The organism is Pseudomonas sp. NFACC14, assembly GCF_900106885.1.
Lineage (GTDB): Bacteria > Pseudomonadota > Gammaproteobacteria > Pseudomonadales > Pseudomonadaceae > Aquipseudomonas > Aquipseudomonas fluorescens_AA.
The window spans coordinates 60,117-83,926 of sequence record NZ_FNOA01000021.1 but is presented as its reverse complement, the minus strand read 5'-3'; the positions used below and the strand labels follow the sequence as shown (position 1 = coordinate 83,926).

Genomic DNA, 23,810 nt, shown 5'->3' with positions numbered 1-23,810 from the left:
AACCAAGGACGCTTCATGACTGCCATCACGCCCCCGCCCACCTTTGTCCCCGGACGCCTGGAACAGATGTCCACCCGCATCGCCTACCTCATCGCCGGCATCGGCATCGCCGCCTGGGCGCCGCTGGTGCCTTACGCCAAGGTGCGGGCGAACCTGGATGAAGGCACCCTCGGCCTGCTGCTGTTATGCCTGGGGGTCGGGTCGATCCTGGCGATGCCGATTTCCGGCGCGTTGGCGTCCCGGTTCGGTTGCCGTCGGGTGCTCAGCGGCGGCACGCTGCTGATCTGCCTGGCGTTGCCGTTGCTGGCGACCATGACTTCCCTGCCCTGGTTGGTGGCGGCGTTGTTCCTGTTTGGAGCCGGGCTCGGCACCGTGGACTCGACCGTGAACCTGCAAGCGGTGATCGTCGAGCGGGCCAGTGGCAAGACCATGATGTCGGGTTTCCACGGCATGTTCAGCCTCGGCGGGATCATTGGCGCGGCCGGTGTGAGCGCCCTGCTTGGCCTGGGGCTTTCGCCGCTGGGGGCGACGCTGGTGGTCAATGGCGTGCTGCTGGTGGCGTTGTTCAAGGCGGCGCCGCACCTGTTGCCCTACGGCAGTGAAAGCTCGGGACCGGCGTTCGCCATTCCCCATGGTGTGGTGCTGTTTATCGGCATCCTCTGCTTCATCGTGTTCCTGGCCGAAGGCGCGGTGCTGGACTGGAGCGCCGTGTTCCTGACCACCGAGCGCGCGGTGGATACCGCCTATGCCGGGCTGGGTTATGCCGCTTTCGCGCTGACCATGACCGTCGGCCGCCTGACCGGCGACTCGGTGGTGCATCGCCTGGGGGCCAAACGCGTGATCATTTATGGCGGGTCGATCGCCGCCGCGGGGTTCCTGCTGGCGACCCTCGCACCGATGTGGCAAGCGGCGCTGCTGGGGTATGCGCTGGTGGGTGCCGGGTGTTCGAACATCGTGCCGGTGCTGTACACCGCCGTCGGCAAACAGACCCTGATGCCGGAAGCGATCGCCGTACCGGCCATCACCACCATTGGCTATGCCGGCATCCTCGCCGGTCCGGCGCTGATCGGCTTCGTCGCCCATGGCAGCAGCCTGAGCTTTGCGTTTGGGTTGATTGCGGTGTCGCTGGTGATAGTGGCCGTCAGCGGAAAAGTGTTGAAGGTCTGATGCCTCAACACAACTCTTTGTGGGGAGGGGATTTATCTGTGGCGAGGGGATTTATCCCCTCGCCACAGGATTAGGTTCCAAGCCACAGAATCTTGCTTGACTCTCGATCAGAACCCCACACTCGCCTGCACAAAGAACGTACGCGGTGCGCCGACGTAAATGCCCGAGTTGTTGTCACTGGAGCGGGTGTAGTACTGATGATCGAACAGGTTTTTCACCCCGGCGCCGACTTTCAGGTTCGACAGCTGTGCACCGAAGTCATAGCCGGCGCGCACGTTCCAGAGCACGTAGCCGGGCATGTCGCCGTACTGCCCATCGGCGGTGCCGTCGGTGATGTAGTCGCCGCTGAAACTGCCGTCGGCATTCACATTGTTGCCCGGTGAGCGCTGCTTGGACTGGGCAAAAGCGTCGAGGTTATAGGTCCAGCGATTGACCTCGTAACGCAGGCCCATATTGGCCACCTGGCGGGAATAGAACGGCAGGTCACGGCCCTTGAAGCTCGGGATCTCGCCTTCGTAAGTCGCGCGGGTGTAGGTGAAACCGGCGTTGGCGGTGAGGCCTTCGAGGCGTGGGTCGAACGCGGCCATGTCGTAGTGCACCGAAGCCTCCAGCCCCTGGTGCTTGGTCGCGCCCATGTTGGTCCAACCCACGTCGTTGCTGATGTACTGCAACTCGTCGTCGAAGTCGATGTAGAACAGCGTCACTTCCCCGCCCCACACGTCATCGTTGTAACGCGTGCCGATCTCGTAGGTCTTGGCCTTTTCCGGGCTCAGGCCGTTGGCGGTGTTGTTGCCGTCGCCGCCCTGGCCGAGCTGGAAGTACTGCAGGCTGCCGAACGAGGTCTCATAGTTGGCGAACAGCTTCCAGGCATCGGACAGGTGATACATCACGCTCAGGGCCGGCAGCGGTTCGTTGCTGTCGATGCTGCGGCGTTTCTCCTGCACGGGGCGGCCGGCGGTGTCGAGCACCGGGCGGTCGTGCCATTCGGTGCTGATGCTTTCGAAGCGGATGCCCGGGGTGATGGTCCACTGGCCGACATCGATCTTGTCATCGATGTACACCGCATGGGCTTCAGTGCCGCCGGTACGGTCCTGGTAGACGTGGCCGTCGGCCCCCGGACGCACCACCGGTTCGTTGTTACGCAACGCCAGGCGGCTGGCCTCTTCGTGCATGCCTTCCTTGAGATAGCGATAACCGACACTGGCTTCCTGGGTGGTGGGGCCCAGGTCGAACACGTGGGACACCCGGGGTTCGATGCCGAAGGTGTAATAGGTGCGCGGGTAGGACACCAGGTTGCGCTGGTCCCGGGAGGCGATGGTGCTGCCCCGGTAGCTGTCGGAGTAATAGGTCAGCACTTCGGCCTGGGTGCGCTCATTGATCTGGCGGATCCACTTGAACGACACATCCTTGCGCCGGCCACTGAAGTTGTCCCAGTCGCGGTCGGACTGGTACGGGTCCGCGTCGTACTGGGCCTGGGTCAGGCCGCCGGGCATGTCGGCCTTGGCGTCGTAGTAGTGGAAATTCAGCGAGAAGTCGTCGACATCGGTCGGCGCCCAATGGGTCTTGAGAATCACGTCGTCGATGTCGTTGCCGTTGTTGCTCCGGCGATACCCGTTGCCGTTGACGCCCGAATACAACAGCGCCACGCCCAGGCCATTGTCAGCGGTGCCGCCGAGGAAGGCCGTGTCGGTGTGCTTCCAGCCGCCGCGCTGGGAGGTTTCCAGGGTGGTGCCGATTTCACCGGTGGCTTTCTCCGGAATGGCACGGGTCACGAAGTTGATCACCCCACCGACGTTCTGCGGTCCGTAGCGCACCGAGCCGGCGCCGCGCACCACGTCGACGCTGTCCAGGTTGCCCAGGGCAATCGGCGCCATGGACAGTTGCGGCTGGCCATAGGGCGCGAACGCCGCCGGTACGCCGTCGATCAACACCGTGGAGCGGGGCGACAAGCGCGAGGTCAGGCCACGTACGCCGACGTTCAGGGAAATATCGCTGCCGCCGGTGCCGTTGGCATCTTGCACCTGCACCCCCGGCACCCGTCGCAGCACGTCGCCGACGTTCATGGCGCCCTGCTCCACCATCGCTTGGCGGCGGATCACCGTACGCGCACCGGGGTGGTTCTGCACCACTTCGGCGTTGGCATCGCCGAGCCAGTCACCGACCACCTGGATTTCAGTCGCCCCCAGCTCCAGCGGGCCGGCGTTGGGCTCCGCAGGTGCTGGCAACACGGTCACCGAACCCTTATCGATCTGGTATTGCAGGCCGCTGCCCTGCAGCAATTGGCGCAAGGCCGCTTCCGGGGACAAGTTGCCGTCCACCGCCGGCGCTTGTTTGCCGGCCACCGATTCGGCGCTGAAGAACACCTGCAACGCAGTCTGCTGGGCGAGCTGGGACAAGGCTTGCCCCAACGGTTGCGCCTGGATGTGAATGGCGGTGGCGGCCTGATCGGCGAACGCCTGGGGCACAGCGGCGCTGACCGCCAGGGTCAGGGCCAGGGGCAGCCAGCGTACGTGGGTACGGTTGTTGTTTTTGGCGGTTGTTTTCACGTCGAACTTGTCCTGTTGATCGCAAGAATACGCGTCTGTTAATGCAAACCAGTTGCAGTTGGACAAGAAGACGAAGAACTCGGAAAAAACCTGAATCTATCGTGCGATTATTTCCTGGCTGCCGTCATCCAGGTTGCGCACGGTCACCGGCAGGATGTTCGGCAGCGCCTTGAGCAGCGCCTCGGGGTCGTCGGCGCGGAACACGCTGGTCAGGCGCAGGTTGCCCACCGCCGCGCTGCCGACCCGCAGGGGCTGGGTGCGATAACGAGAGACTTCTTCAGCCACTTCCTTGAGCGGCGCGTCGTTGAACACCAGCTTGCCATCGCGCCAGGCGGTGAGCGCCTCGGTGTTGACCGCGTAAGGCGTGGCGACGTTGCCCTGGGCATCGATCTGGGTACCGAGGCCCGCTGTCAGGCTGACCAACTGAGCCGGGGACGCGGCGCGGCCCTGGACCTGACCCTGGACCTTGACGCTGCCCTGCGCCACCGCCACCCGGGTCATGTCGGCATCGCGGCGCACATCGAAGCGCGTCCCGGTCACCGTCACCTGGCCGTTGCCCGCATCGACGGTGAATGGCCGGCCAGCATCGTGTTCGACGCTGAACAGGGCCTCGCCTTCGGCCAGTTCCACCCGGCGCTGACGGTGTGCGAATTGAATACGCACCCGGCTGCGGCTGTTGAGGTCGATCACCGAACCGTCCGGCAAGGCGATATGCCGACGCTCGCCAAGGGCGGTGGCGTATTCGCCGCTGTAGTCGGTGGAAGAACTCAAACCGCTGAACAGCCCCAACCCCAGCGCTACCGCGAACAGTCCGGCGGCGGCGACGTAGCGCAGCAGCGGCCGACGCCTGGGGCGTTCGGCGGGAGGTTCGCACAGCGCTCGCAGGCGTTCCTTGGGCAGCAGGTCCGTGGCGCTCCAGATACCCTGGAGCAACTGAATTTCGTCACGGTGGTTGGCATGTTCATCCAGCCAGGCTTCGAAACGCTGGCGCTCCTCGACACTCATGGCCGGCGCTTGCAAACGCACGAACCATTGCGCCGCCGCGTCGCGAACCCTGTCCTGCCCGCACGGGCATTCACGGCTATCCATCATGGAAGGTCCTGTGGCTCAGGTGGAAGAAGACGACGGATCATTGGCCTGGTCCGTCCAGGCGATCGCGCAGATGCCGCAGGGTGCGGATCATATACTTTTCCACCATGTTTTTTGACAGGCCCAGGCGCTCGGCGATTTCCGCCTGGGTCAGGCCTTCGATCTTCTGCCAGACGAACACCGTGCGGCAGTTGGCCGGCAGCTCGGCAAGCGCCCGCTCGATGGAGTCCGCCAGTTGGATCGCATGCATGAAGTGCTCCGGGTCGCCCGAAAACGACTGACCAGGGTCAATGACAGCCTCTTCCATGGCCCCCCGTCGATCTTCGCGCCGATAGCCATCCACTGCAATGTTGCGCGCCGTCTGATGCAAATAGGCCCGTGGCTGCTCGACCCCGCTCGAATCGGACTCAAGCACCCGCACGAAGGTGTCATGGGCCAGGTCCTCGGCCTGCTGGCGATTGCGCAGGCGACGGGTCCAGGTGCCGATCAACTCTTCGTAATGCTCGAAAAAGCCGGGTCTGCGGGGCAGCTTGGGGGTCATCGCGGCGCGCTGTGGAAACGGGGCGTGAATAGTAATGGTTACTATTCATGTGAAGCAAACCTATTACGGTGCCTGTCGTCCGAAGCTTTAAAACTGAGGCATAAACCTTTGTGGGAGCGAGCTTGCTCGCGATGGCGGTGTGTCAGTCAACCTCACTGTTGAAAGTCAGTCCGCTATCGCGAGCAAGCTCGCTCCCACAGTTTTTTTTCTTCGTCCGACTACGCCTCAGGCATCTTGCGAAAGCCAACGGCCAAGCGGTTCCAGCCATTGATGGCGTTGATCGCCACGGTCAGGTCGACCATTTCCTTGGGGCTGAAATGCTCGCTCAGCAGGACATAGTCGGCGTCCGGCGCGTGGGTGTCGCTCAGGCGGGTCAGGGCTTCGGTCCAGGCCAGTGCGGCGCGCTCGCGGCCGGTGAAGAACGGCGCTTCGCGCCAGGCGGTCACGGCGTACAGGCGACGTTCGGTCTCGCCGCCCTTGCGGGCGTCGGCGGTGTGCATGTCGATGCAGAAGGCGCAGCCGTTGATCTGCGAGGAGCGCAACTTGACCAGTTCCAGCAGCGACTTTTCCAGGCCCAGGTTCGAGGCGGCGTTTTCCAGGGCCAGCATGGCTTTGAAAGCGTCAGGGGACGCGGTGTAGAAATCGATACGCGGTTGCATGGTGGACTCCATAACAATTGGGTGTGGCGCTACGTTAGCCGTGCAGTGGCGCGGGACAAATAGCCAATTGTTGGGAAGTTCGGGTGGCCAATGGGGATTTATCCTGTAGGAGCTGGCGAAGCCTGCGATCTGTTGATCTTTCGCTCCAGACTCAATGAGCAGTGGAAAGATCGCAGCCTCGCTTCGCTCGGCAGCTCCTACAGACCCAGCGGGAGCAAGCTCCCTCGCCACGGGGGATAGGCTTCAGGCCCGGCTGCGCAGCCACTGCAGGAAGCGTTTCTTGGCGACGGGCTTGGGCTGGTCGCGGGTGAGGTTCTGGGCCAGGTGCATGCGCACGTCCAGCAGGTTTTTCATCGCGTCGTTGATGTCGCGACGGGCCTCGAGGCACGGCTTGAGGTAGCTGTTTTCGATGCGATACAGGGTGCAGAACGTCTTGGCGGAAAAAGTCGCCAGGGCCGCCTGATCCGCGACGATCCCGGCTTCGCCGATCACTTCCCCCGGCCCCATGCGTCCGCCCTCGAGCGGCTGGCCGTTGCGCATGAGGGTAACGCTGACCACCCCTGACTCGATGATGAACAGGTGATCGCTGACCTCCCCCGCCGCCAGGATCACATCGCCGGCGCGGAAGGTTTGCAGGGTCATGTTCTGGCTGAAGGTGTCTTTCTCATCCTGGCGCAGGGTGGAGAAAATGCTCGAGCTTTCCAGCAATGCCCGGGGCCGCGACACCGCCTGGGGCGTGGCGCTTTCACTGGTGGACAGCAGGCTCACGCCCGACGCTTGCAAATGCCGGAACGCCAGGTCGAACAACTGGTTGCGCACCGTGCGTTTCAGGGCCATGGAGGCGACGAACCCGCTGATTTCATATTCCGCCCCGCCGCTGCCGCTGCTCTTGAGGGCGACGCTGGGGGCCGGGGTGGCGAGCAGGGAACGACAGCCGATCATGGCTCGTTCCAACGCGTCGATCACGGTTTGTGGCCGCGCGTGGGGGCTGACCTGGATGCTGATGGACAGGCCATGGACATCGCTGGGGCGACTGAAGTTGATGACCTTGGCCTTGGCCGCCAACGAGTTGGGAATCACCGCCATGCTGCCCTGGGCGGTCTGCAAGCGCGTGGCCCGCCAGTCGATATCGGTGACCCGGCCTTCAGTGCCGTCGATGGAAATCCAATCATCGAGCTGATAGGGCTTGGTGGTATTGAGCACGATCCCGGAGAACACGTCGCTGAGGGTGCTCTGCAAGGCCAGGCCGACGATGATCGCCATCGCGCCGGACGTGGCCAGCACGCCCTTGACCGGCAAATCCAGCACGTAGGCCAGTGCCGCGATGACGGCGATCAGGAAAATCACCGCGCCGAGCAAATCCTGCAACAAACGCCCGGTGTGGCCGACCCGTTGCATCATCGCCACCACGATCATCACCGTCAGGGTTCGCGCGGCGAACAGCCACCAGGTGATCTGCAAACCGGTAGCGGCCAAGTGCCGCGGCACATCGTCGACCCACTGCGCAGGGACCATGGGGTTGAGGCCTTCGTTGAACAGCAGCGCACTGAACAACGAAAAAATCACCAGCCTTGCGCCGACTTTCCAGTAGATCCGATCCGCACTGACCAGATGCCACATCAGCAGGTCGAGCATCAGCAGCGCCAGGGCACAGAGCAGCGGGTGCTCGGAGATCAGAAACAGCATCGGGACAGCTCCAGGAGGGCGATTGGCGAAGATTGGCACAGATTGAACACGCTGTAGAGATCCCCCGCAGATCCCCCTGTGGGAGCGAGCTTGCTCGCGATGGCGGTGTGTCCGTCAATGATGCCTGGACGGTCAGACCGCTATCGCGAGCAAGCTCACTCCCACAGTGTACTGCGCGACTGTCGGTTTCGCGTTCAATCGTCCATCCGGCCAAAGCGCCCGGAGTGGAAATCATTGAAGGCCTGGTGGATTTCCTGTTCGCTGTTCATCACGAACGGACCATGGCCGACGATGGGCTCGTCGATCGGCTCGCCACTGAGCAGCAACAGCACCGCGTCGTTATTGGCTTGCAGGCTCAATTGATCGCCGGCCCGGTCGAACAGGGCCATCTGCCCGGCCTCGACCCGTTCGCGGCCATTGGCCTGGACCGAGCCCCGCAGCACCACCAACGCGGTGTTATGGCCTTCGTGCAGGTCAAGGGTGAGGTTTTTCCCGGCATTCAAGCGGATGTCCCAGACGTCGATGGGGGTGAAGGTCCGTGCCGGGCCTTGATGCCCTTCGAAGCGCCCGGCGATCAGGCGCAGGCTGCCGGCGTCGTCCTTCAGGGCAATGTTCGGAATGTCGCCCTTGAGGATCGTCTGGTAGCCGGCCGGGGCCATCTTGTCCTTGGCGGGCAGGTTGACCCACAGTTGGACCATTTCCATGAACCCGCCCTGGCGGGCAAACGCTTCGGAGTGGAACTCTTCGTGGATGATGCCGGAAGCGGCGGTCATCCATTGCACATCGCCGGGACCGATCTTGCCGCCGCTGCCGGTGGAGTCACGGTGTTCCAGTTCGCCCTGGTAGACGATGGTCACGGTTTCGAACCCACGATGGGGGTGCTGGCCGACGCCGCGGCGCTCGCTGGTCGGCGTGAATTCGGTGGGGGCGGCGTGGTCCAGTAGCAGGAACGGGCTGATGTGCTTGCCCAGGTTGTCGTAGGAAAACAGCGTGCGCACCTGGAAACCGTCACCGACCCAATGGGGCCGCGGGCTGGTGTAGAGGCCGATGATGTTTTTCATGCCATGTCTCCAAAATCAGGTACTGCGATTTGATGGACATAGCTTAAAACCGACACCCTTGGAGCACTAGTCGGCAAAAACCGGCCTTAGCGTTCCATTTGGAGAACGATTAAGAACCTGTGGGAACGAGCTTGCTCGCGATGACAGGGTATCAGCCGAAGATGCATCGACAGGCGGACCGCTATCGCGAGCAAGCTCGCTCCCACAGGTTTGGGTGTCACTCATTCAAAGGTGATTGCGCTTGGCAAACTCCGACAACCCCACCAAGGATTGCAGCCCCAGCTTTTCCAACAGACGGCTCTTGTAGGTGCTGACGGTTTTTGGACTCAGGAACAGGCTTTCAGCGATGTCCTTGCCGCGCATGCCCATGGCCAGCATGCGCAAGATGGACAGCTCGCGGGTGGAGAGGCTTTCCAGGGCTTGTTGTTCGCTGCGTTGCTGGAAATCCAGCCTGACGGACATCTGGGGGAAATAGGCATAACCGGACTTCAACGCCTGGATGGCCTTGGTCAGTTCCTTGAGGTCGCTTTTCTTGGTGACAAAGCCCCGGGCCCCGGCCGAGATGCAGCGGTTGCAAAAGTGCTGCGCATCCTGGGACGTGAACACCAGCACGCTGCACTCCGGAAACTGGGCCATGATCCAGACCAGCAGGTCCAGGCCATCGAAGCCGTTCATCACCAAATCCAGGATCACCAGGTCTGGCGCACTCTCCTTGATGATGCCCCGGGCATCGGCCGCGCCGCTGGCGTCCCGAATGTGGGTGAACGCCTCATTCTGGCAAATGAGCCGCAGCGCCCCTCTAATGACAGGGTGGTCATCCACGATCAACACGTCTTTCAAGGCAGCTCCCCAAAACAATACAAACTGCACCGGTGCCATGACCGCACCGGACTCTTGCACAAGTGCCAGACCCTGCCACCTGTCAAACCTGACAGTACGGACCAACGGTCTGGTTCAGTGTCCATGCCCCTGCCTGAGGGGGCGTACCCACGGTTGCAGCGGCTCGTGGACATGAGGATCGACCCGCTCCATCAGGTGTCGCAGTGACGCGAGATCAGGCAGTGGCGCCTGGCTCAGATGCACGCTCGATCGACGTGCCACAGGCACCGGCGACTGACTGGCCGGTTGCGCGTTGTAAATCATCCCGTGACGCACCTGCGGGTTGTAGATGACAAAATCGTACAGGTCCAACGCCCCGTCCGCCAACGCCCCGTTGACGACAATCAGGTCGAACGGCTCGCTGCCGTATTCCACCAGCGTGAGCAATTCCTGCAAATCGCTTACGGGGACAATCCGGTGGTAGCCCTGTTGGTTGAACAGACGTTCCAGTACGATTCGATGGGTCTGTTGTGGGTCGGCAATCAGGATACGGAGTGCTTTGTTCGGCATGGCAAGCTTTCCAATAGCAACGCGCCAGGTAGGCACCGGCTCAAGAACATTCAGGGCGCTCAGGCTAGAGGAAGCGTTTGAAGGGCGATGTAGGACTAATCCTAAAATAAGGACAGACACAGCCCCTATGGCGAGGGAATTTATCCTGCTCGGCGCTTTGCAGGCGCTGGCGAAGCCTGCGATCTTTTGATCTTTCGCTTGGGATTCAAGGGTCTTTGGAAAGATCGCAGCCTCGTTGCACTCGTCAGCTCCTACGGTTCATACGGTTCATACAGCTCCTATAGCGCCTATGCCTTCAGGTGGGTTTTCAGTCGTTCCGCCAGGTGCTCGATGGCTTGGCGAAGGTCTTCCACGGCTTCGGCGAGCAGCACCGTGTCGTTCCCACGACAAGCGCTTTCCAGCGCCTCGCAGGCGGCGCTCAGGCGTTGCGCCTGGATGATCCGCGCCCCGCCCTTGATCCGGTGCGCCAAGTCCGCCAGGCCCGGCAAGTCCTGTCGGGTGGCCAAGTCCAGCAGCCGCGCTTGATCTTCGGCATTGCTGCTGACCAGTTCCTCCAGCAACGCCCTGATGGCGTTCGTGTCGCCTCCGGTCAGTTGTTCCAGGCCGGCCAGGTCGAGGCCATCGCCGGACTGGGACGCCCGCGCATCCGGCATGACCGAAGCCAGGCACGCATTGAGTGCCTTGAGGCCGATGGGCTTGAACAGGCAATCGTCCATCCCGGCTTCGGCGCAGCGCTGCTTTTCCTCGGGCTGGGCGTTGGCGGTGAACCCCAGGATCACCACCGGCGACAGGCTACGATCGCGCTCCTCGACGCGAATGGTACGGGCTAGTTCGTAGCCGCTCATCAAGGGCATGTTGCAGTCGGTGATGACCACATCGAAGTGTTCGTTGCGCCAGGCCTGCAGAGCGTCGACACCGTTCTGCGCCTCCCGGACGCGATGGCCCAGGTAGCCCAATTGCTGGGACAGCAGCAAGCGGTTGGCCGGGTAGTCGTCGACCACCAGGATACTCAGCGCCGGGACCGGCAGCAGCGCCTCGACCTCGGCAGGCGCCGCCGGCAGCGCATCGAGCAAGGGCAGGTCCAGCAGAACCTCGACCTGCGTGCCCTCCCCCGGCACGCTATGCAACACCAGGGTGCCGCCCATCATTTCGCACAACGTCCGGCTGATGACCAACCCCAACCCGGAACCGCTGCGAGCCGACTGCGGGTGCTGGCCGGCCTGGGCAAAGGGGCTGAACAGGCGGCGCTGATCCTCGGAGGAAATACCGCAACCGGTGTCTTCCACCCGCAGGCAAAGACCCAGGCGTTCGTGCCCGGGAGCCGGCTCGCCGCGCACACTCAGGCGCACTTCGCCCTGGTCGGTGAACTTGATGGCGTTGCTCAACAGGTTCGAGACGATCTGCTTGAAACGCAATGGATCAATCAGCACGTCGCGGTCGAGCCCGGCCTCCAGCACCCAATACAAGCGCAGGTGTTTCTGCCAGGCCAGGCCCTCGAAAATCCGCGCCACCGACTCGATCAACGTATGCAGATTGGCCCGCTGCGGCACCAGCGACAGCTTGCCCGACTCGATGCGGGCGATGTCGAGGATGTCGCCGATCAGGTCCAGCATGCCATGGGCCGCACCCGACGCGACCTCGATGGCGAATCGGTCGACGATGCCCTGGTCGGCTTTTTTCAGGGCCAGCTCCAGCAGGCCGATCACCGCATTCATCGGCGTGCGGATCTCATGGCTCATGGTCGCCACGAAAGTGGTCTTGGCCCGATTGGCCTCGTCGGCGCTTTCCTTGGCCACGCGCAACTGTTCCAACAGCCGCCGCAGATAAATGCCCCAGCCCAAGGCCACCAGCAACAGCAGCGCAGCAACGGCGAACCCCTGGAGGATCGTGGTGCGATTGCGCAGCCAATAACTATCGTCGATCACCACCTCACTGCGCCAGCGGTTGGTCAGTTCGTCCATTTCTTCCGGGGAAATACTCAACAGCGCCTTGTCCAGGATCGAGTAAAGCTCCAATGCGCCCCGGTTCGTCGCCAGGGCGATGTGCGCGGGCAAGGTGCCCACGGTGCTGGTGACTTGCAGCGTGTCGCGGTACTGGCGGGAAATCATGTAGCGGGCGCTGATCAACGGGTTGATCGCAGCGTCTGCCGTGCCGGCGGCGACCATGGCCATGGCATCGGCGGCATTCTGCGCCGCCACCAACTGCACGCGGGGGAACTGCTCCAGCAGGAACTCGCGCAGCACGTTGCCACGCACCAGCGCCACGCGCTTGCCCGCCATCTGGTCCAAGGTCAGCGCCCTGGCCCTGACCGGCACCACCAACACGAACGGGTTCGTCAGGTACGGTCGGGTAAAACGCAACTCGTCCTCGAGTTCGGCGCTGGGTATGGCGGTTGCCAGGACGTCGGCCTTGCCGCTCTTGATCTGCCCGATCAAGTCGTCAACCGAGTCGCCCCGCTGCACATCGAACTTCAAACCGGTGCGCAAGCTGACCCGGGCCAGCACATCGGCACCGATGCCGCGCAAATGGCCTTGTTCATCGAAGAACGTCAGCGGCAGGAAGTTTTCATTGGCGGCGACTTTGATGCGGGGGTGGGCGTCCAGCCAACGCTGCTCGTTGACGCTGAAATGCAGCGCCTGCTGACCGGGCATGCTCGCCCCGCCGGCGCTCCAACGCCGCAGGATGATCATGCGTTCGCTGGCGGGAATCGCGTGCAGCGCGGCATTGACGATGCGCAACACGCGCCCGTTGTCGCGACTGACCGCAAAGGCGAACGGCTGCACTTCCATACGCGAGAAATCGGCCAGTTGCACATTGTTCAGGTAATTCTTGCTGATCAGGTAGTTGGAACTGATCGAATCCCCCAGGTAGACATCGGCCTGACCAAACGCCACGGCGCCGATGGCACTCAAGGTGGAGGGGAACAGTTGCAAGGAAGCCTCGGGATAAAAACCCTTGACCGTCTCCGGCGGCAAATAGTGATACAGCATGGCCACCCGCTTGCCCGCCAGGTCCGTGGGCAAGTCCTGGCTGTCGTCGATGCGGGCCACCAGGGTCGGCAGGTCATCGGCATAGGCCTGGGACATCGCCAGGTCCGGATCGGCGGCTTCGAAGCCGTTGGCGGTGCCAAGCAGATCGATCTCGCCACCGCGCAGGGCCTGGAGCGCTTCGGCGTGGGACGGATAGCGCCGGACCTGCACCGTGACGTGCAAGAGTTGCCCCAGCAATTGCGCATAGTCGGCAGTCAGGCCTTCGTAGTCGCGACCATTGCCGGTGATGCTGAAAGGCGCATAGTCCGGCGCCGAGGCGCCCAGCAGCAACGTGCCCTTCTGGCGCAGCCAGGCCCAGTCGGCAGCATCCAGGGACACCGAATAATCATCCACATTGGAGCGCCCGAGCACCTGCAACGACTCAGGGGTCGCGCCTACCGGTGGCGCCACGCTCAATGAGCCCAGCAACAGCGCCACCAGGCCTGTGCGTAAAAGCAGCATCATCTGGTCAGGGTGTTTCGCTTGGCGTAGTCGGCCCGGCGCACCTTAGACTGCACATTCAGTCAGGGTGGACCGGCTGAGGGGTTCAGACTGCCAATACGAGGGAACAGCGAACCAAGCCTTTCAAACAGCAGGAGGCTGTGAAGTGAGTGTAGGAAATTTCTGAAGAATTTCCTGCGAGTGACCAGAGAGCGGACCTATGACCTGTGGGAGCGAGCTTGCTCGCGAAGGCGTAGTATCAGTCACTTCAATATTGGCTGAACTGACGCCATCGCGAGCAAGCTCGCTCCCACAGGGGTTGCGTTGGCTGATGTGACCCGCTCCTACAGGGCCTATACAGCGGCCAACAGCATGTCGCGTACCGGACGAGCCTGTCCGCGATTGTTCCCGTGCTCATAGAGCGAGCCGGCAATCTCATCGGCACGCACCGGCAGGATCGACAGCAACGTATCACTCAGGCCATGGCTGGCCTGGCAGAAGCCCTGCATGTAGATCGCCGCCTTGCAGCGCTCGTCGGTAATCAGCTTGTAGTTGCGGTCCACCTCGAAATCCCCCAGGTACTGCGCCAGCGGCTCCAGCAGGGTGCGGTGCATCTGCCGCTCGTAACCGGTGGCCAGCACCACGGCGTCATAACGGCGTACCGTCAGCTCGCCGGTGGCGTTGTTGCGCACCGCCAGTTCCACGCCGGCGTCGGTGGCCGTGGCTTTCTCCACCGTGGTGAGGGTGCGGAATGCATGGCGGGCGACGCCAGAAACTTTCTGGCGATAGAAAATCCCGTAGATACGCTCGATCAGGTCGATGTCCACCACCGAATAGTTGGTGTTGTGGTACTCATTGACCAGGCGCTCGCGCTCGCTGTGGGGTTGCTGGAACACCAGGTCGGTGAACTCCGGCGAGAACACTTCGTTGACGAACGGGCTGTCGTCCGCCGGCTTGAGGGCCGAGCCGCGCAGGATCATGTCGACCTGTACCGAAGGGAAGCTGTCGTTGAGGTCGATGAAGGCCTCGGCCGCGCTCTGTCCACCGCCGATGATGGCGATCTTCATCGGCTGGCCCTTCACGCACGGCTGACCCGCCATGCGCTCCAGGTACCGGGAATGGTGGAACACCCGCGCGTCATCCTTGAACGCCTTGAACGCCTCGGGAATGCGCGCGGTGCCACCGGCGCTGACCACCAGCGAGCGGGTGGTGCGGACCAGCTCTTCGCCCTGGCCGTCACGGGAAATCACCCGCAGCGCCTCGACCTGCTGGTTGTGCAGCACCGGTTCGATGCGCAGCACTTCCTCGCCATAGCGGCTCTGTGCGCTGAAGTGCCCGGCCACCCAGCGCAGGTAGTCATTGAACTCCATGCGGCAGGGGTAGAAGGTGCCGAGGTTGATGAAGTCCACCAGGCGGCCATGGTGCTTGAGGTAATTGACGAACGAATACGGGCTGGTGGGGTTGCGCAGGGTCACCAGGTCCTTGAGGAAGGAAATCTGCAACTCGCTCTGGGTCACCAGGGTGTTGCCGTGCCAGCGGTAGTCGGCCTGCTTGTCGAGGAACAGCACGTCCAGTTCACCCTGGACCGGCCCCCGCTCCTGCAGCGCGATGGCCAGCGCCAGGTTCGAAGGGCCGAAGCCTATGCCGATCAAGTCGTGAACGATGGGCGATGCAATTGCCTGTGTCATGTCCAGTGTCCTCTGGAAAAGCCCCTCAACAGGGCACGAAAAGCCTGGGGAACCTGACCGGCACTGGAGGCGCCGGCAAGTCGTCTGTTGAGAGGAACGAGGACAGTGAAAAAAAATTTACCGCCGGGTGACCGGCGACGCTCGAATCAGGGCGCGTCCCACTGACGCACGCGAACGCGGCAGTGCTTCATGGCGTTGACGATGTGCTTTTCCACCAGTGCCCGGGAAATGCCCAGGCGCTCGGCGATTTGCGGGTGGGACAGGCCCTCGAGCTTGCGCAGCAGGAAACTCTCGCGGCACAGCGGCGACAGCTCGGCCAGGGCACGCTGCAGCATGTCCAGGCGCTGGCCATGGTCGAGACTGGTGTGGGGCGATGGCGTGAAGAAGCGCTCTTCGCTGTCGAGCACATCCAGGGATTCGACCTGGCGCAGGACGTTGCGTCGATGCCCGTCGATCACCAGGTTCAGCGCCGTGCGGTAGAGGAACGCCCGAGGCTGTTCGATGGGCGTGTCGCTGGCACGCTCCAGCACCCGCACATAGGCGTCATGCACCACATCCTCGGCCGCCTGGCGGTTGCCTAGCCTGGCGTTCAGGAAACACACCAGCTCGCGATAGTAGTTTTCCAACATGACTCCCGTGCGCAATGGCCGCGCCAGCTATCCCTGTGCCACCCGGCAAGCCTGAAAAGGGCATGGCACGATAATGGCAGCTTCGATCGCGTAATTTATAGTAATTCTCATATAGATTTAAAGCGTTGGTTTGTATTGGGGTTGATTCGTTCAGTTGACGAGGTGTCGGCCCCTGGCTTTTGTGGCGAGGGAGCAAGCTCGCGCTGAGCCTGTAGGAGCTGACGAGCGGAGCGAGGCTGCGATCTTCCCCAGACACTCGAGTCTCAAGCGAAAGATCAAAAGATCGCAGGCTTCGCCAGCTCCTACACAGCCCAGCGCGAGCTTGCTCCCTCGCCACAGGGTTCGGGGTCGCTTCGGCTGATTCGCCAACCTGCTACCAAGTGTTTCAAGCCAGTAAATTCCCGCCCAAAGCGCTCGTTTACCAGAACAGCCCCCCGTCCCTGCCCTTGCTGGGACGGGCCCGATATCACCGGCCGGAACCCTGCATGAAACGTCCCCGCCCTACCCGACGCGCCTGGCTTCTCACCTTCGCCCTGCTCCCGGCCGTGGCCTTCGCCGCGTGGCAAGCGGTGGTGCCCAGCCGTGCGCCCCTGGTCACCGCCCCCGTCACCCGTGGCGATATCGAAAACAGCGTCACCGCCCTGGGCACCTTGCAACCGCGGCGTTATGTCGACGTCGGCGCCCAGGCGTCCGGGCAGATCCAGAAGATTCACGTGGAGGCCGGCGATGAGGTGCGCGAAGGCCAACTGCTGGTGGAAATCGACCCGTCCACGCAAAAGGCCAGGCTCGACGCCGGGCGTTTTTCGATCGAGAACCTCAAGGCCCAGCTTCAGGAACAGCGTGCCCAGCACGACCTGGCGCAACAGAAATTCCGCCGCCAGCAGCAACTCAAGGCCGGCGGCGCCACCCGCGAGGAAGACGTGCAGACCGCCCAGGCCGAAGTGCGGGCGACCCAGGCGCGCATCGACATGTTCCAGGCCCAGATCCGCCAGGCCCAGGCCAGCCTGCGCAGCGACGAGGCCGAGCTGGGCTACACGCGCATCTATGCGCCAATGAGCGGCACCGTGGTCGCCGTCGGTGCCCGGGAAGGCCAGACCCTCAACGCCCAGCAGCAAACCCCGCTGATCCTGCGCATCGCCCGACTGTCGCCGATGACGGTCTGGGCCGAAGTCTCGGAAGCCGACATCGGCCACGTCAAGCCGGGCATGACCGCCTACTTCACCACCCTGGCCGGCGGCAGCCGTCGCTGGAGCAGCACCGTTCGCCAGATCCTCCCCGTGCCGCCGCGCCCGCTGGAGGCCAGCCAGGGCGGCAGCCCCACCGGAGGCCGCAGCGGCAGCGAGCGGGTGGTGCTCTACACCGTGTTGCTGGACGTCGACAACGCCGACCGCGCGCTGATGACCGACATGACCGCCCAGGTGTTTTTCGTCGCCGCCCAGGCCAAGGACGTGCTGACCGTGCCCATCGCCGCCCTGCGGGAATCCGGTCAGGTGCGGGTGCTGGCCGACAATGGCGACGTCCAGGCGCGCACCGTTCGCACCGGCGTCAGCGATCGGCTGCGCACGCAGATCCTCGACGGCCTGAGCGAAGGCGATCGGGTGCTGATCGGCCCGGCCAGTGGCAGCGGAGGCTGAATGAGCACGCCCCTGATCGAACTGCGGGACATTCGCAAGGCCTATGGCGGTGGCGACAGCCCTCGGGTGGAGGTGCTGCGCGGCATCGATTTGTCCATTCACGCCGGGGAATTCCTGGCGATTGTCGGGGCGTCCGGCTCCGGTAAATCCACCCTGATGAACATCCTCGGCTGCCTCGACCGCCCCACCAGCGGTGAGTACCGTTTCGCCGGCGAAGACGTCGCCGGCCTGGGCAGTGACGAGTTGGCCTGGCTGCGGCGCGAAGCGTTCGGCTTCGTGTTCCAGGGCTATCACCTGATTCCTTCCGGCACCGCCCAGGAAAACGTCGAGATGCCGGCCATCTATGCCGGTACCTCGGCCGCCGAGCGCCACGCCCGGGCCGGTGCCCTGCTCGACCGCCTGGGCCTGGCCAGCCGTACCGGCAACCGCCCCCATCAACTCTCCGGTGGTCAGCAGCAGCGGGTGTCGATTGCCCGGGCCTTGATGAACGGCGGCCACATCATCCTCGCCGACGAACCCACCGGCGCCCTCGACAGCCAGAGCGGCATCGAGGTCATGGCGTTGCTCGACGAACTGGCGAGCCAGGGCCACGTGGTGATCCTGATCACCCACGACCGCGAAGTGGCGGCCCGGGCCAAGCGCATCATCGAGATCCGCGATGGGCTGATCATCAGTGACAGCGCCCCCTCTTTGTCACACGAAGTGCACGCCAATCCCAAGGCCCTGCAAGCCGTGGACCTGCGCCAGCGCCTGAGCGCCGGCAGCGAACACAACGGCGCCTGGAAAGGCGAGCTGGTGGACGCGGTACAGGCGGCGTGGCGGGTGATGTGGATCAATCGCTTTCGCACCGCCCTGACCCTGCTCGGCATTGTCATCGGCGTGGCCTCGGTGGTGGTGATGCTGGCCGTGGGCGAAGGCAGCAAGCGCCAGGTCATGGCCCAGATGGGCGCGTTCGGCTCGAACATCATCTACCTCAACGGCAGCGCGCCCACGCCACGCGCCGCCAAGGGCATCATCAGCGAATACGACCTGGCCGCCCTCGCCGACCTGCCCGAAGTGCAGCGCATCATGCCGGTCAACGGTGCCGAAGCCAGCGTGCGTTTCGGCAACCTCGACCACACCAGCTACGTTGGCGGCAACGACACGAATTTCCCGGCCATCTTCAATTGGCCGGTGGCCGAAGGCAGTTACTTCAGCGACGCCGACGAACGCGGCGCGGCAGCGGTGGCGGTGATCGGCCACAAGGTCCGGCAGAAACTGCTCAAGGACGTCGCCGACCCCATCGGCCGCTACATCCTGATCGAGAACATGCCGTTCCAGGTGGTCGGCGTGCTGGCGGAAAAAGGCGCCAGCTCCGGGGATTCGGACGCCGACAATCGCATCGCCGTGCCCTACTCCGCCGCCAGCGTGCGGTTGTTCGGCACGCGCCATCCTGAATACGTGGTGATCGCCGCCCGGGACGCGGGCAAGGTCAAGGAGGCCGAACAGGCGGTCTCCCGCACCCTGTTGCGCCTGCACGACGGCAAGCCGGATTTCGAGCTGACCAACAACGCCGCGATGATCCAGGCCGAGGCCCGCACCCAGGGCACGCTGTCGCTGATGCTCGGGGCCATTGCGGCGATTTCCCTGTTGGTGGGCGGCATCGGCGTGATGAACATCATGCTCATGACCGTGCGCGAACGGACCCGGGAGATCGGTATCCGCATGGCCACGGGCGCCCGGCAGCGCGACATCCTGCGCCAGTTCCTCACCGAAGCGGTGATGCTCTCGGTGGTCGGCGGGCTCGCCGGTATCGGCCTGGCCCTGCTGGTGGGTGGCGCCTTATTGCTGGGCAAGATCGCCGTGGCCTTCGAATGGCTGGCGGTGTTCGGCGCCTTCGGCTGCGCCCTGGTCACCGGCGTCGTCTTCGGCTTCATGCCCGCCCGCAAGGCCGCCCGCCTCGACCCGGTCGCGGCCCTCACCAGTGAATGAACCCCACCCTATGAAAGCGCACCTGACCCTCCTGGCCGCCAGCCTGTTGCTGGCGGCCTGCGCCACCCCGGCGTCGGCACCGGACAGCGGCATCCAGCCGCCACCGGCCTGGCAGCACCTCGATACACCCAGCGTCCAAACGGATAACCAGCAATGGTGGACGCACTTCGGCAGCCCGCCATTGAACCGCTTGATCGAACAGGCGCGCCGGGACAGCCACGACCTGGCCGCCGCCATGGCCCGGGTGCGCCAGGCCCAGGCCAGCGCAGTGATCGCCGGGGCGCCGTTGCTGCCGGCGGTCACGGCCGGGCTCAACGGCAATCGCCAGGAATTGTTGCACGGCAAAGGCTACAGCCAACTGGACGTGGACCGGGACAACCGCACCATCGACTACTACGACGCCAACCTCAGCGCCACCTATGAGCTGGACTTCTGGGGTGGCAAGCGGGCGGCCCGGGACAGTGCGCTGAGCACGCTGTCGGCCAGCCAGTTCGACCGGGCGACCGTGGAGTTGACCCTGCTCAGCGGCGTCGCCAACAGCTACACCCAGGCGTTGTCCCTGCGCGAACAACAGCGCATCGCCGAACAGAACCTGGACAACGCCCAGCGCGTACTCGACCTGGTCCAGACCCGCTACGACGCCGGCAGCGCCACGGCCCTGGAACTGTCCCAGCAAAAAAGCCTGGTGGCGGCCCAGCAACGCCGCGTGCCCCAGGTACAGCAACAGACCCGGGAGGCCGTGATCACCCTGGCGACGCTGCTGGGGCAGCCGGTGCAATCGGTCAGGCTCGACGACGATAGCTTCGACCGCTTGCACTGGCCCGCCATCGACGCCGGCGTGCCCAGCGAACTGCTGCGCCGCCGCCCGGACATCGCCGCCGCCGAAGCGCGCCTCGCTGCCGCCCAGGCCGACATCACCGTGGCCCGCGCCGCCATGCTACCCACCGCGACCCTGGGCCTGAGCCTGGCCACCGGCGCCGACATCGCCGACCAGTTGCTGCGCAACAACGTCTACAACCTCACCGCCGGCCTGGCCGCACCGATCTTCAACAACGGCCGCCTGAGTGCCGAACGGGACAAAGCCACCGCCCGCCAGGAGGAACTGCTGGAGCTCTATCGTGCGGCCATCATCAACGGTTTCGCCGACGTCGAAAAAGCCCTCAACGGCATCCACGGTCTCGACCAGCAAAGGCAATGGCAAAGCGAAGAACTGCACCAGGCCCAGACCGCCTTCGACATCGCCCAGCGCCGCTACCAGGCCGGCGCCGAAGACCTGCTCACCGTGCTGGAAACCCAACGCACGCTGTACGCCGCCCAGGACATGAACGTGCAGTTAAGGCTGGCGCGGGTACAGGCGAGCGTGGCGTTGTACAAGGCGTTGGGTGGGGGTTGGCGGGTGATGTAGCCTCGACACCTATCCATCTGTGGCGAGGGAGCTTGCTCCCGCTGGGCCTGTAGGAGCTGACGAGCGGAGCGAGGCTGCGATCTTTCCCCAGACACTTGAGTCTCAAGCGAAAGATCAAAAGATCGCAGGCTTCGCCAGCTCCTACACAACAGCCCAGCGGGAGCAAGCTCCCTCGCCACAGGTAATTCCCGTTCCTACAAAGGGTGTTCGGCTTTGGTTCTGTTTATCCGGCCATGTAGGACTCCCGAGCGAGGCTACATCGCCTTGCGCCGTTACCTACAACTGCGCCAGAATCCGCCGGCTTGTGCGCCTGGCTCGTGGCTTTTACTGTTTCCGGGTCGCTGATTTCAGCGATCGGGTTTGGTAGCCCGCGAGTCAACTAGGCGCAAGCGCCACCTCCTGCAGACGCTCTCTCGGTGTCTGTTTCATGGTGGCCGTGCGCAGGGCGTCTTCGGGCGCGCCGGGTTCCTAGTGCTCCGGTCTACCAACCCGCGTACGGCCGCCACCCAATCGTTTGGTAGCGATGGTGTCGGCTCCTGAAAATGAATACTAGGAGTTACGCCATGTTCAAGATCACCCCCAATCCCCCCGAAGACGAGTCCAAAAAACTCAACGAAGCCGCCGACCGCGCCCTCGCCTTTTACCTCGACCCCAAACCCGAAAAACCCAACCCACCACCGGGCCAGTTGTTCACCGTGGCAGAAGGCGCGGACATGGAATGCCTGCTGGCCAACCTCAGCGAGACCCTCGCTTCGGTCAACGTCATGGCAAGCGAGCAGGCCTTTGAACTGGAAGGCTCGCGGCGCCATTTTGCGCTGGGCATCCAGCAAATGATCGAGCTGGCAGAACTGCTGGCAAACCGCGCCCTGGACATCGCCGCGCCGCGCTAAAAGCCCTTACAACACAACCCTCAAGCCAAGTGACATTGTGGTGAGGGGATTTATCCCCGCTGGGCTGCGAAGCGGCCCCAAAACCGGCTCCCTCAAAAACACCTGACACACCGAGGTGCCGGCTCTGGGGGCTGCTGCGCAGCCCAGCGGGGATAAATCCCCTCGCCACAACAGTGTTCATCCAATAGGAAAGGTTAAACGGATTTGCTCTTGAGATTACGCGCATACCACGGCCGTTGCGGCACCCGGCGGAACAGTTCGGAGAGCTTTTTGTCATCGCTGCCGAAGGTAATGCGCAGGGCCAGTTTCATGGTTTCCGGGTCCATCTCCACCGAGCGTCCGGCCTGCAGCCCTGGGGTGGTGCTGCAACCGTGGGTGTCCGGGCCCAGCCAGGGGTCGGCGATTTCGACCCAGCGGCCCGGGGCGAACCAGGGCACGCCGTTAACCTCCAACCGGCTCACTTCCCCCGGGTGGAAACGCTCGTGGGCGCGGAACCAGTCTTCGAGGCGGTCGTCGATCCAGCCGTGGAAAGCCCAGAACACCGGGCTCACGTGGGAAGAAAACGGATCGCCGAGAAAGTCGTTCTCCGGGGCGTACCAGCGCTGGGCGAAATCCGCCGGGTCGCGGGCGAACGGCACCGGGTGGCCGTTGGACGGGTCGCGCGGCACCGAGGCCCAGCGCATGTGCAGCCAGTCGTGCAGGCCCAGTTCCACTTCCGAACCAAACTGGCCCAGGGTCAGTTTCGACAGGTAGCGCGGGTCGCGGTAGCGAGATTCCCAGACCTGGAAATTGCTGTGGTAGGTCTCGGCGGTCTTGATGTCGCTGACCCACTGGGCGTACTGCTCGTCGCCGTCGGCCAACCAGGTCGGCGGCAAGGACGTGCCATCGTGGTTATCGAGGTAGCGGGCGAACCCCAGGCGATCGCGCTCCAGCTCCGGTTGCGGCAAGGGAAAGCGTGGCCACGACGGCAGCGCCTGGAACGATCGGGCGGTGCCGAGCATGTGCCGATGCATGAAAAAGAAGTCCACGCCCGAGCCATTGCGATCCTTGCGCGGCCCGCGGGCATCACGCTCCCGGTCCCGTGGGCCGGGCTGCCAGCCGATGCCGCGCAGGGCGTTGCGCTTGTCTTCGTCCAGGGTGTGCCATTTGTCCCGCGAGGCGTGCCAGAGCTGGTGGAACAACCGATGCTCGGGCGACACCAGCCACGCCAGCAGCGCCGGGCTCAGCGGCGTGCGCTCCCGCGCCTCGGGAAAGCGCTGCTTGACGGCGATGAAATGATTGTCCTGCTCAGGCAACGCCAAGGGACGGTCCAGGCGCAACACCCGGCCGCTGAGGGTGGCGCTGCCGGCATTGCCGAAACCGGCCCAGACCTCGTCCAGGGTCATGATGAACTCATAGTCCGGCGCGTCGTGCCGAGCGCCCATCAGCCGCCAGCTCAGTTGCTTCGGGTCGGTTCCGGCCAGGTCGCCCAACACCCGATAACGCGGCTCATCGGCACCGCGCAGACGTTCGGCGCTGTCGAGGTAACCCACCAGGCCACGGCCCCTCTGGCCGATATCGAGGAAGATCTGCAGATCGTCCCGCGGCAAGCCTTCGAGACCGGCGTCGCGGCCGGTGAAACGGATCGTCCAGATGCCCCGCAACGTATCGGCCCGGCGCTGGCCCGCCACGTCCGCCACGTCGAACGAGGCTTCGCCGGGGGTAATGGTCGGGTCCGGCCGGGTCAGTTCGCGATGCCCGTAATACACCGCAGGCACGGCGGCACCGGTCAGCGCCAGGCCTGCCATGAACCATCGTCGAGAAATCGTCATTGCCTTACCTGTGTCCAGCCCTGGAGCGGGCTTTATCCAAGCTAGAACGAGGGGTGGGCTGACAAATTTATAGGGAGGCAGTGGAGACCTCATCGCGAGCAAGCTCGCTCCCACAGGTGAGCGCATTCCAAATTGTGGGAGCGAGCTTGCTCGCGATGGCGGCCCCGAGAGCGC

At 63.9% G+C, this 23,810-nt stretch carries 17 protein-coding genes; 5 read left to right on the top strand and 12 right to left on the bottom strand.

Annotation, left to right across the window (positions count from 1 at the left end; translation table 11 throughout):
- Positions 1–15 precede the first annotated feature (15 nt).
- Positions 16–1,167 (top strand): MFS transporter, encoded by a 1,152-nt coding sequence (locus BLU85_RS24255; protein WP_092204179.1) that lies wholly within the window; start codon positions 16–18, stop codon positions 1,165–1,167.
- A 107-nt stretch (positions 1,168–1,274) separates the two neighbouring features.
- Here the strand turns inward: BLU85_RS24255 and BLU85_RS24250 are convergent, their stop codons facing one another.
- The 11 genes from BLU85_RS24250 to BLU85_RS24200 form a co-directional block, all read right to left on the bottom strand.
- A complete protein-coding gene (locus BLU85_RS24250) occupies positions 1,275–3,713 on the bottom strand; it encodes a TonB-dependent siderophore receptor (RefSeq protein WP_092204180.1) in 2,439 nt (812 codons plus the stop codon).
- 96 nt (positions 3,714–3,809) lie between these two features.
- Positions 3,810–4,805: a FecR family protein gene (locus BLU85_RS24245; protein WP_092204181.1), complete on the bottom strand. Its 996-nt coding sequence runs from the start codon at positions 4,803–4,805 to the stop codon at positions 3,810–3,812.
- A gap of 37 nt (positions 4,806–4,842) precedes the next feature.
- Entirely contained in the window at positions 4,843–5,343 is a 501-nt protein-coding gene (locus tag BLU85_RS24240) for a sigma-70 family RNA polymerase sigma factor (protein WP_060741413.1), read from the bottom strand.
- 218 nt (positions 5,344–5,561) lie between these two features.
- Positions 5,562–6,002: a carboxymuconolactone decarboxylase family protein gene (locus BLU85_RS24235; protein ID WP_092204182.1), complete on the bottom strand. Its 441-nt coding sequence runs from the start codon at positions 6,000–6,002 to the stop codon at positions 5,562–5,564.
- A gap of 243 nt (positions 6,003–6,245) precedes the next feature.
- Positions 6,246–7,688, bottom strand: coding sequence for a mechanosensitive ion channel family protein (locus tag BLU85_RS24230; RefSeq protein WP_092204183.1), 1,443 nt, complete (start codon positions 7,686–7,688; stop codon positions 6,246–6,248).
- 194 nt (positions 7,689–7,882) lie between these two features.
- The gene (locus BLU85_RS24225; RefSeq protein WP_092204184.1) at positions 7,883–8,749 is read right to left on the bottom strand and encodes a pirin family protein; all 867 of its coding nucleotides are present in this window, start codon (positions 8,747–8,749) and stop codon (positions 7,883–7,885) included.
- Positions 8,750–8,974: 225 nt separating this feature from the next.
- Entirely contained in the window at positions 8,975–9,589 is a 615-nt protein-coding gene (locus BLU85_RS24220) for a response regulator transcription factor (RefSeq protein WP_092204219.1), read from the bottom strand.
- Between the two features lie 114 nt (positions 9,590–9,703).
- Positions 9,704–10,138, bottom strand: coding sequence for a PleD family two-component system response regulator (locus tag BLU85_RS24215; protein WP_092204185.1), 435 nt, complete (start codon positions 10,136–10,138; stop codon positions 9,704–9,706).
- A 287-nt stretch (positions 10,139–10,425) separates the two neighbouring features.
- Positions 10,426–13,632, bottom strand: a complete 3,207-nt coding sequence (locus tag BLU85_RS24210; RefSeq protein WP_092204186.1) for an ATP-binding protein — start codon at positions 13,630–13,632, stop codon at positions 10,426–10,428.
- Between the two features lie 329 nt (positions 13,633–13,961).
- Positions 13,962–15,296, bottom strand: a complete 1,335-nt coding sequence (locus tag BLU85_RS24205) for a lysine N(6)-hydroxylase/L-ornithine N(5)-oxygenase family protein (protein ID WP_092204187.1) — start codon at positions 15,294–15,296, stop codon at positions 13,962–13,964.
- 146 nt (positions 15,297–15,442) lie between these two features.
- A complete protein-coding gene (locus BLU85_RS24200) occupies positions 15,443–15,925 on the bottom strand; it encodes a sigma-70 family RNA polymerase sigma factor (RefSeq protein WP_092204188.1) in 483 nt (160 codons plus the stop codon).
- Positions 15,926–16,410: 485 nt separating this feature from the next.
- On the opposite strand from BLU85_RS24200, the gene BLU85_RS24195 reads away from it, so the two are divergent.
- The 4 genes from BLU85_RS24195 to BLU85_RS24180 all read left to right on the top strand — a co-directional run bounded on the left by BLU85_RS24195 (position 16,411) and on the right by BLU85_RS24180 (position 21,825).
- Complete coding sequence (locus BLU85_RS24195) at positions 16,411–17,559, top strand: efflux RND transporter periplasmic adaptor subunit (protein WP_092204189.1); 1,149 nt, start codon at positions 16,411–16,413, stop codon at positions 17,557–17,559.
- Positions 17,560–19,530, top strand: coding sequence for a MacB family efflux pump subunit (locus BLU85_RS24190; RefSeq protein WP_092204190.1), 1,971 nt, complete (start codon positions 17,560–17,562; stop codon positions 19,528–19,530).
- 10 nt (positions 19,531–19,540) lie between these two features.
- Positions 19,541–20,935, top strand: coding sequence for an efflux transporter outer membrane subunit (locus BLU85_RS24185; RefSeq protein WP_092204191.1), 1,395 nt, complete (start codon positions 19,541–19,543; stop codon positions 20,933–20,935).
- Between the two features lie 563 nt (positions 20,936–21,498).
- Positions 21,499–21,825 carry a DUF6124 family protein gene (locus tag BLU85_RS24180; RefSeq protein WP_092204192.1) on the top strand — a complete coding sequence of 109 codons (327 nt, stop codon included), beginning with the start codon at positions 21,499–21,501 and terminating at the stop codon, positions 21,823–21,825.
- Between the two features lie 194 nt (positions 21,826–22,019).
- Here the strand turns inward: BLU85_RS24180 and BLU85_RS24175 are convergent, their stop codons facing one another.
- The gene (locus BLU85_RS24175; protein ID WP_092204193.1) at positions 22,020–23,636 is read right to left on the bottom strand and encodes a pyoverdine maturation tyrosinase PvdP; all 1,617 of its coding nucleotides are present in this window, start codon (positions 23,634–23,636) and stop codon (positions 22,020–22,022) included.
- Positions 23,637–23,810 lie beyond the last annotated feature (174 nt).

Coding starts and splice junctions, on each gene's coding strand:
- BLU85_RS24210 (WP_092204186.1), bottom strand. CDS start 13,632: ATGATGCTGCTTTTACGCACAGGCCTGGTGGCGCTGTTGCTGGGCTCA.
- BLU85_RS24235 (WP_092204182.1), bottom strand. CDS start 6,002: ATGCAACCGCGTATCGATTTCTACACCGCGTCCCCTGACGCTTTCAAA.
- BLU85_RS24240 (WP_060741413.1), bottom strand. CDS start 5,343: ATGACCCCCAAGCTGCCCCGCAGACCCGGCTTTTTCGAGCATTACGAA.
- BLU85_RS24230 (WP_092204183.1), bottom strand. CDS start 7,688: ATGCTGTTTCTGATCTCCGAGCACCCGCTGCTCTGTGCCCTGGCGCTG.
- BLU85_RS24195 (WP_092204189.1), top strand. CDS start 16,411: ATGAAACGTCCCCGCCCTACCCGACGCGCCTGGCTTCTCACCTTCGCC.
- BLU85_RS24255 (WP_092204179.1), top strand. CDS start 16: ATGACTGCCATCACGCCCCCGCCCACCTTTGTCCCCGGACGCCTGGAA.
- BLU85_RS24215 (WP_092204185.1), bottom strand. CDS start 10,138: ATGCCGAACAAAGCACTCCGTATCCTGATTGCCGACCCACAACAGACC.
- BLU85_RS24180 (WP_092204192.1), top strand. CDS start 21,499: ATGTTCAAGATCACCCCCAATCCCCCCGAAGACGAGTCCAAAAAACTC.
- BLU85_RS24225 (WP_092204184.1), bottom strand. CDS start 8,749: ATGAAAAACATCATCGGCCTCTACACCAGCCCGCGGCCCCATTGGGTC.
- BLU85_RS24205 (WP_092204187.1), bottom strand. CDS start 15,296: ATGACACAGGCAATTGCATCGCCCATCGTTCACGACTTGATCGGCATA.
- BLU85_RS24190 (WP_092204190.1), top strand. CDS start 17,560: ATGAGCACGCCCCTGATCGAACTGCGGGACATTCGCAAGGCCTATGGC.
- BLU85_RS24175 (WP_092204193.1), bottom strand. CDS start 23,636: ATGACGATTTCTCGACGATGGTTCATGGCAGGCCTGGCGCTGACCGGT.
- BLU85_RS24200 (WP_092204188.1), bottom strand. CDS start 15,925: ATGTTGGAAAACTACTATCGCGAGCTGGTGTGTTTCCTGAACGCCAGG.
- BLU85_RS24245 (WP_092204181.1), bottom strand. CDS start 4,805: ATGATGGATAGCCGTGAATGCCCGTGCGGGCAGGACAGGGTTCGCGAC.
- BLU85_RS24185 (WP_092204191.1), top strand. CDS start 19,541: ATGAAAGCGCACCTGACCCTCCTGGCCGCCAGCCTGTTGCTGGCGGCC.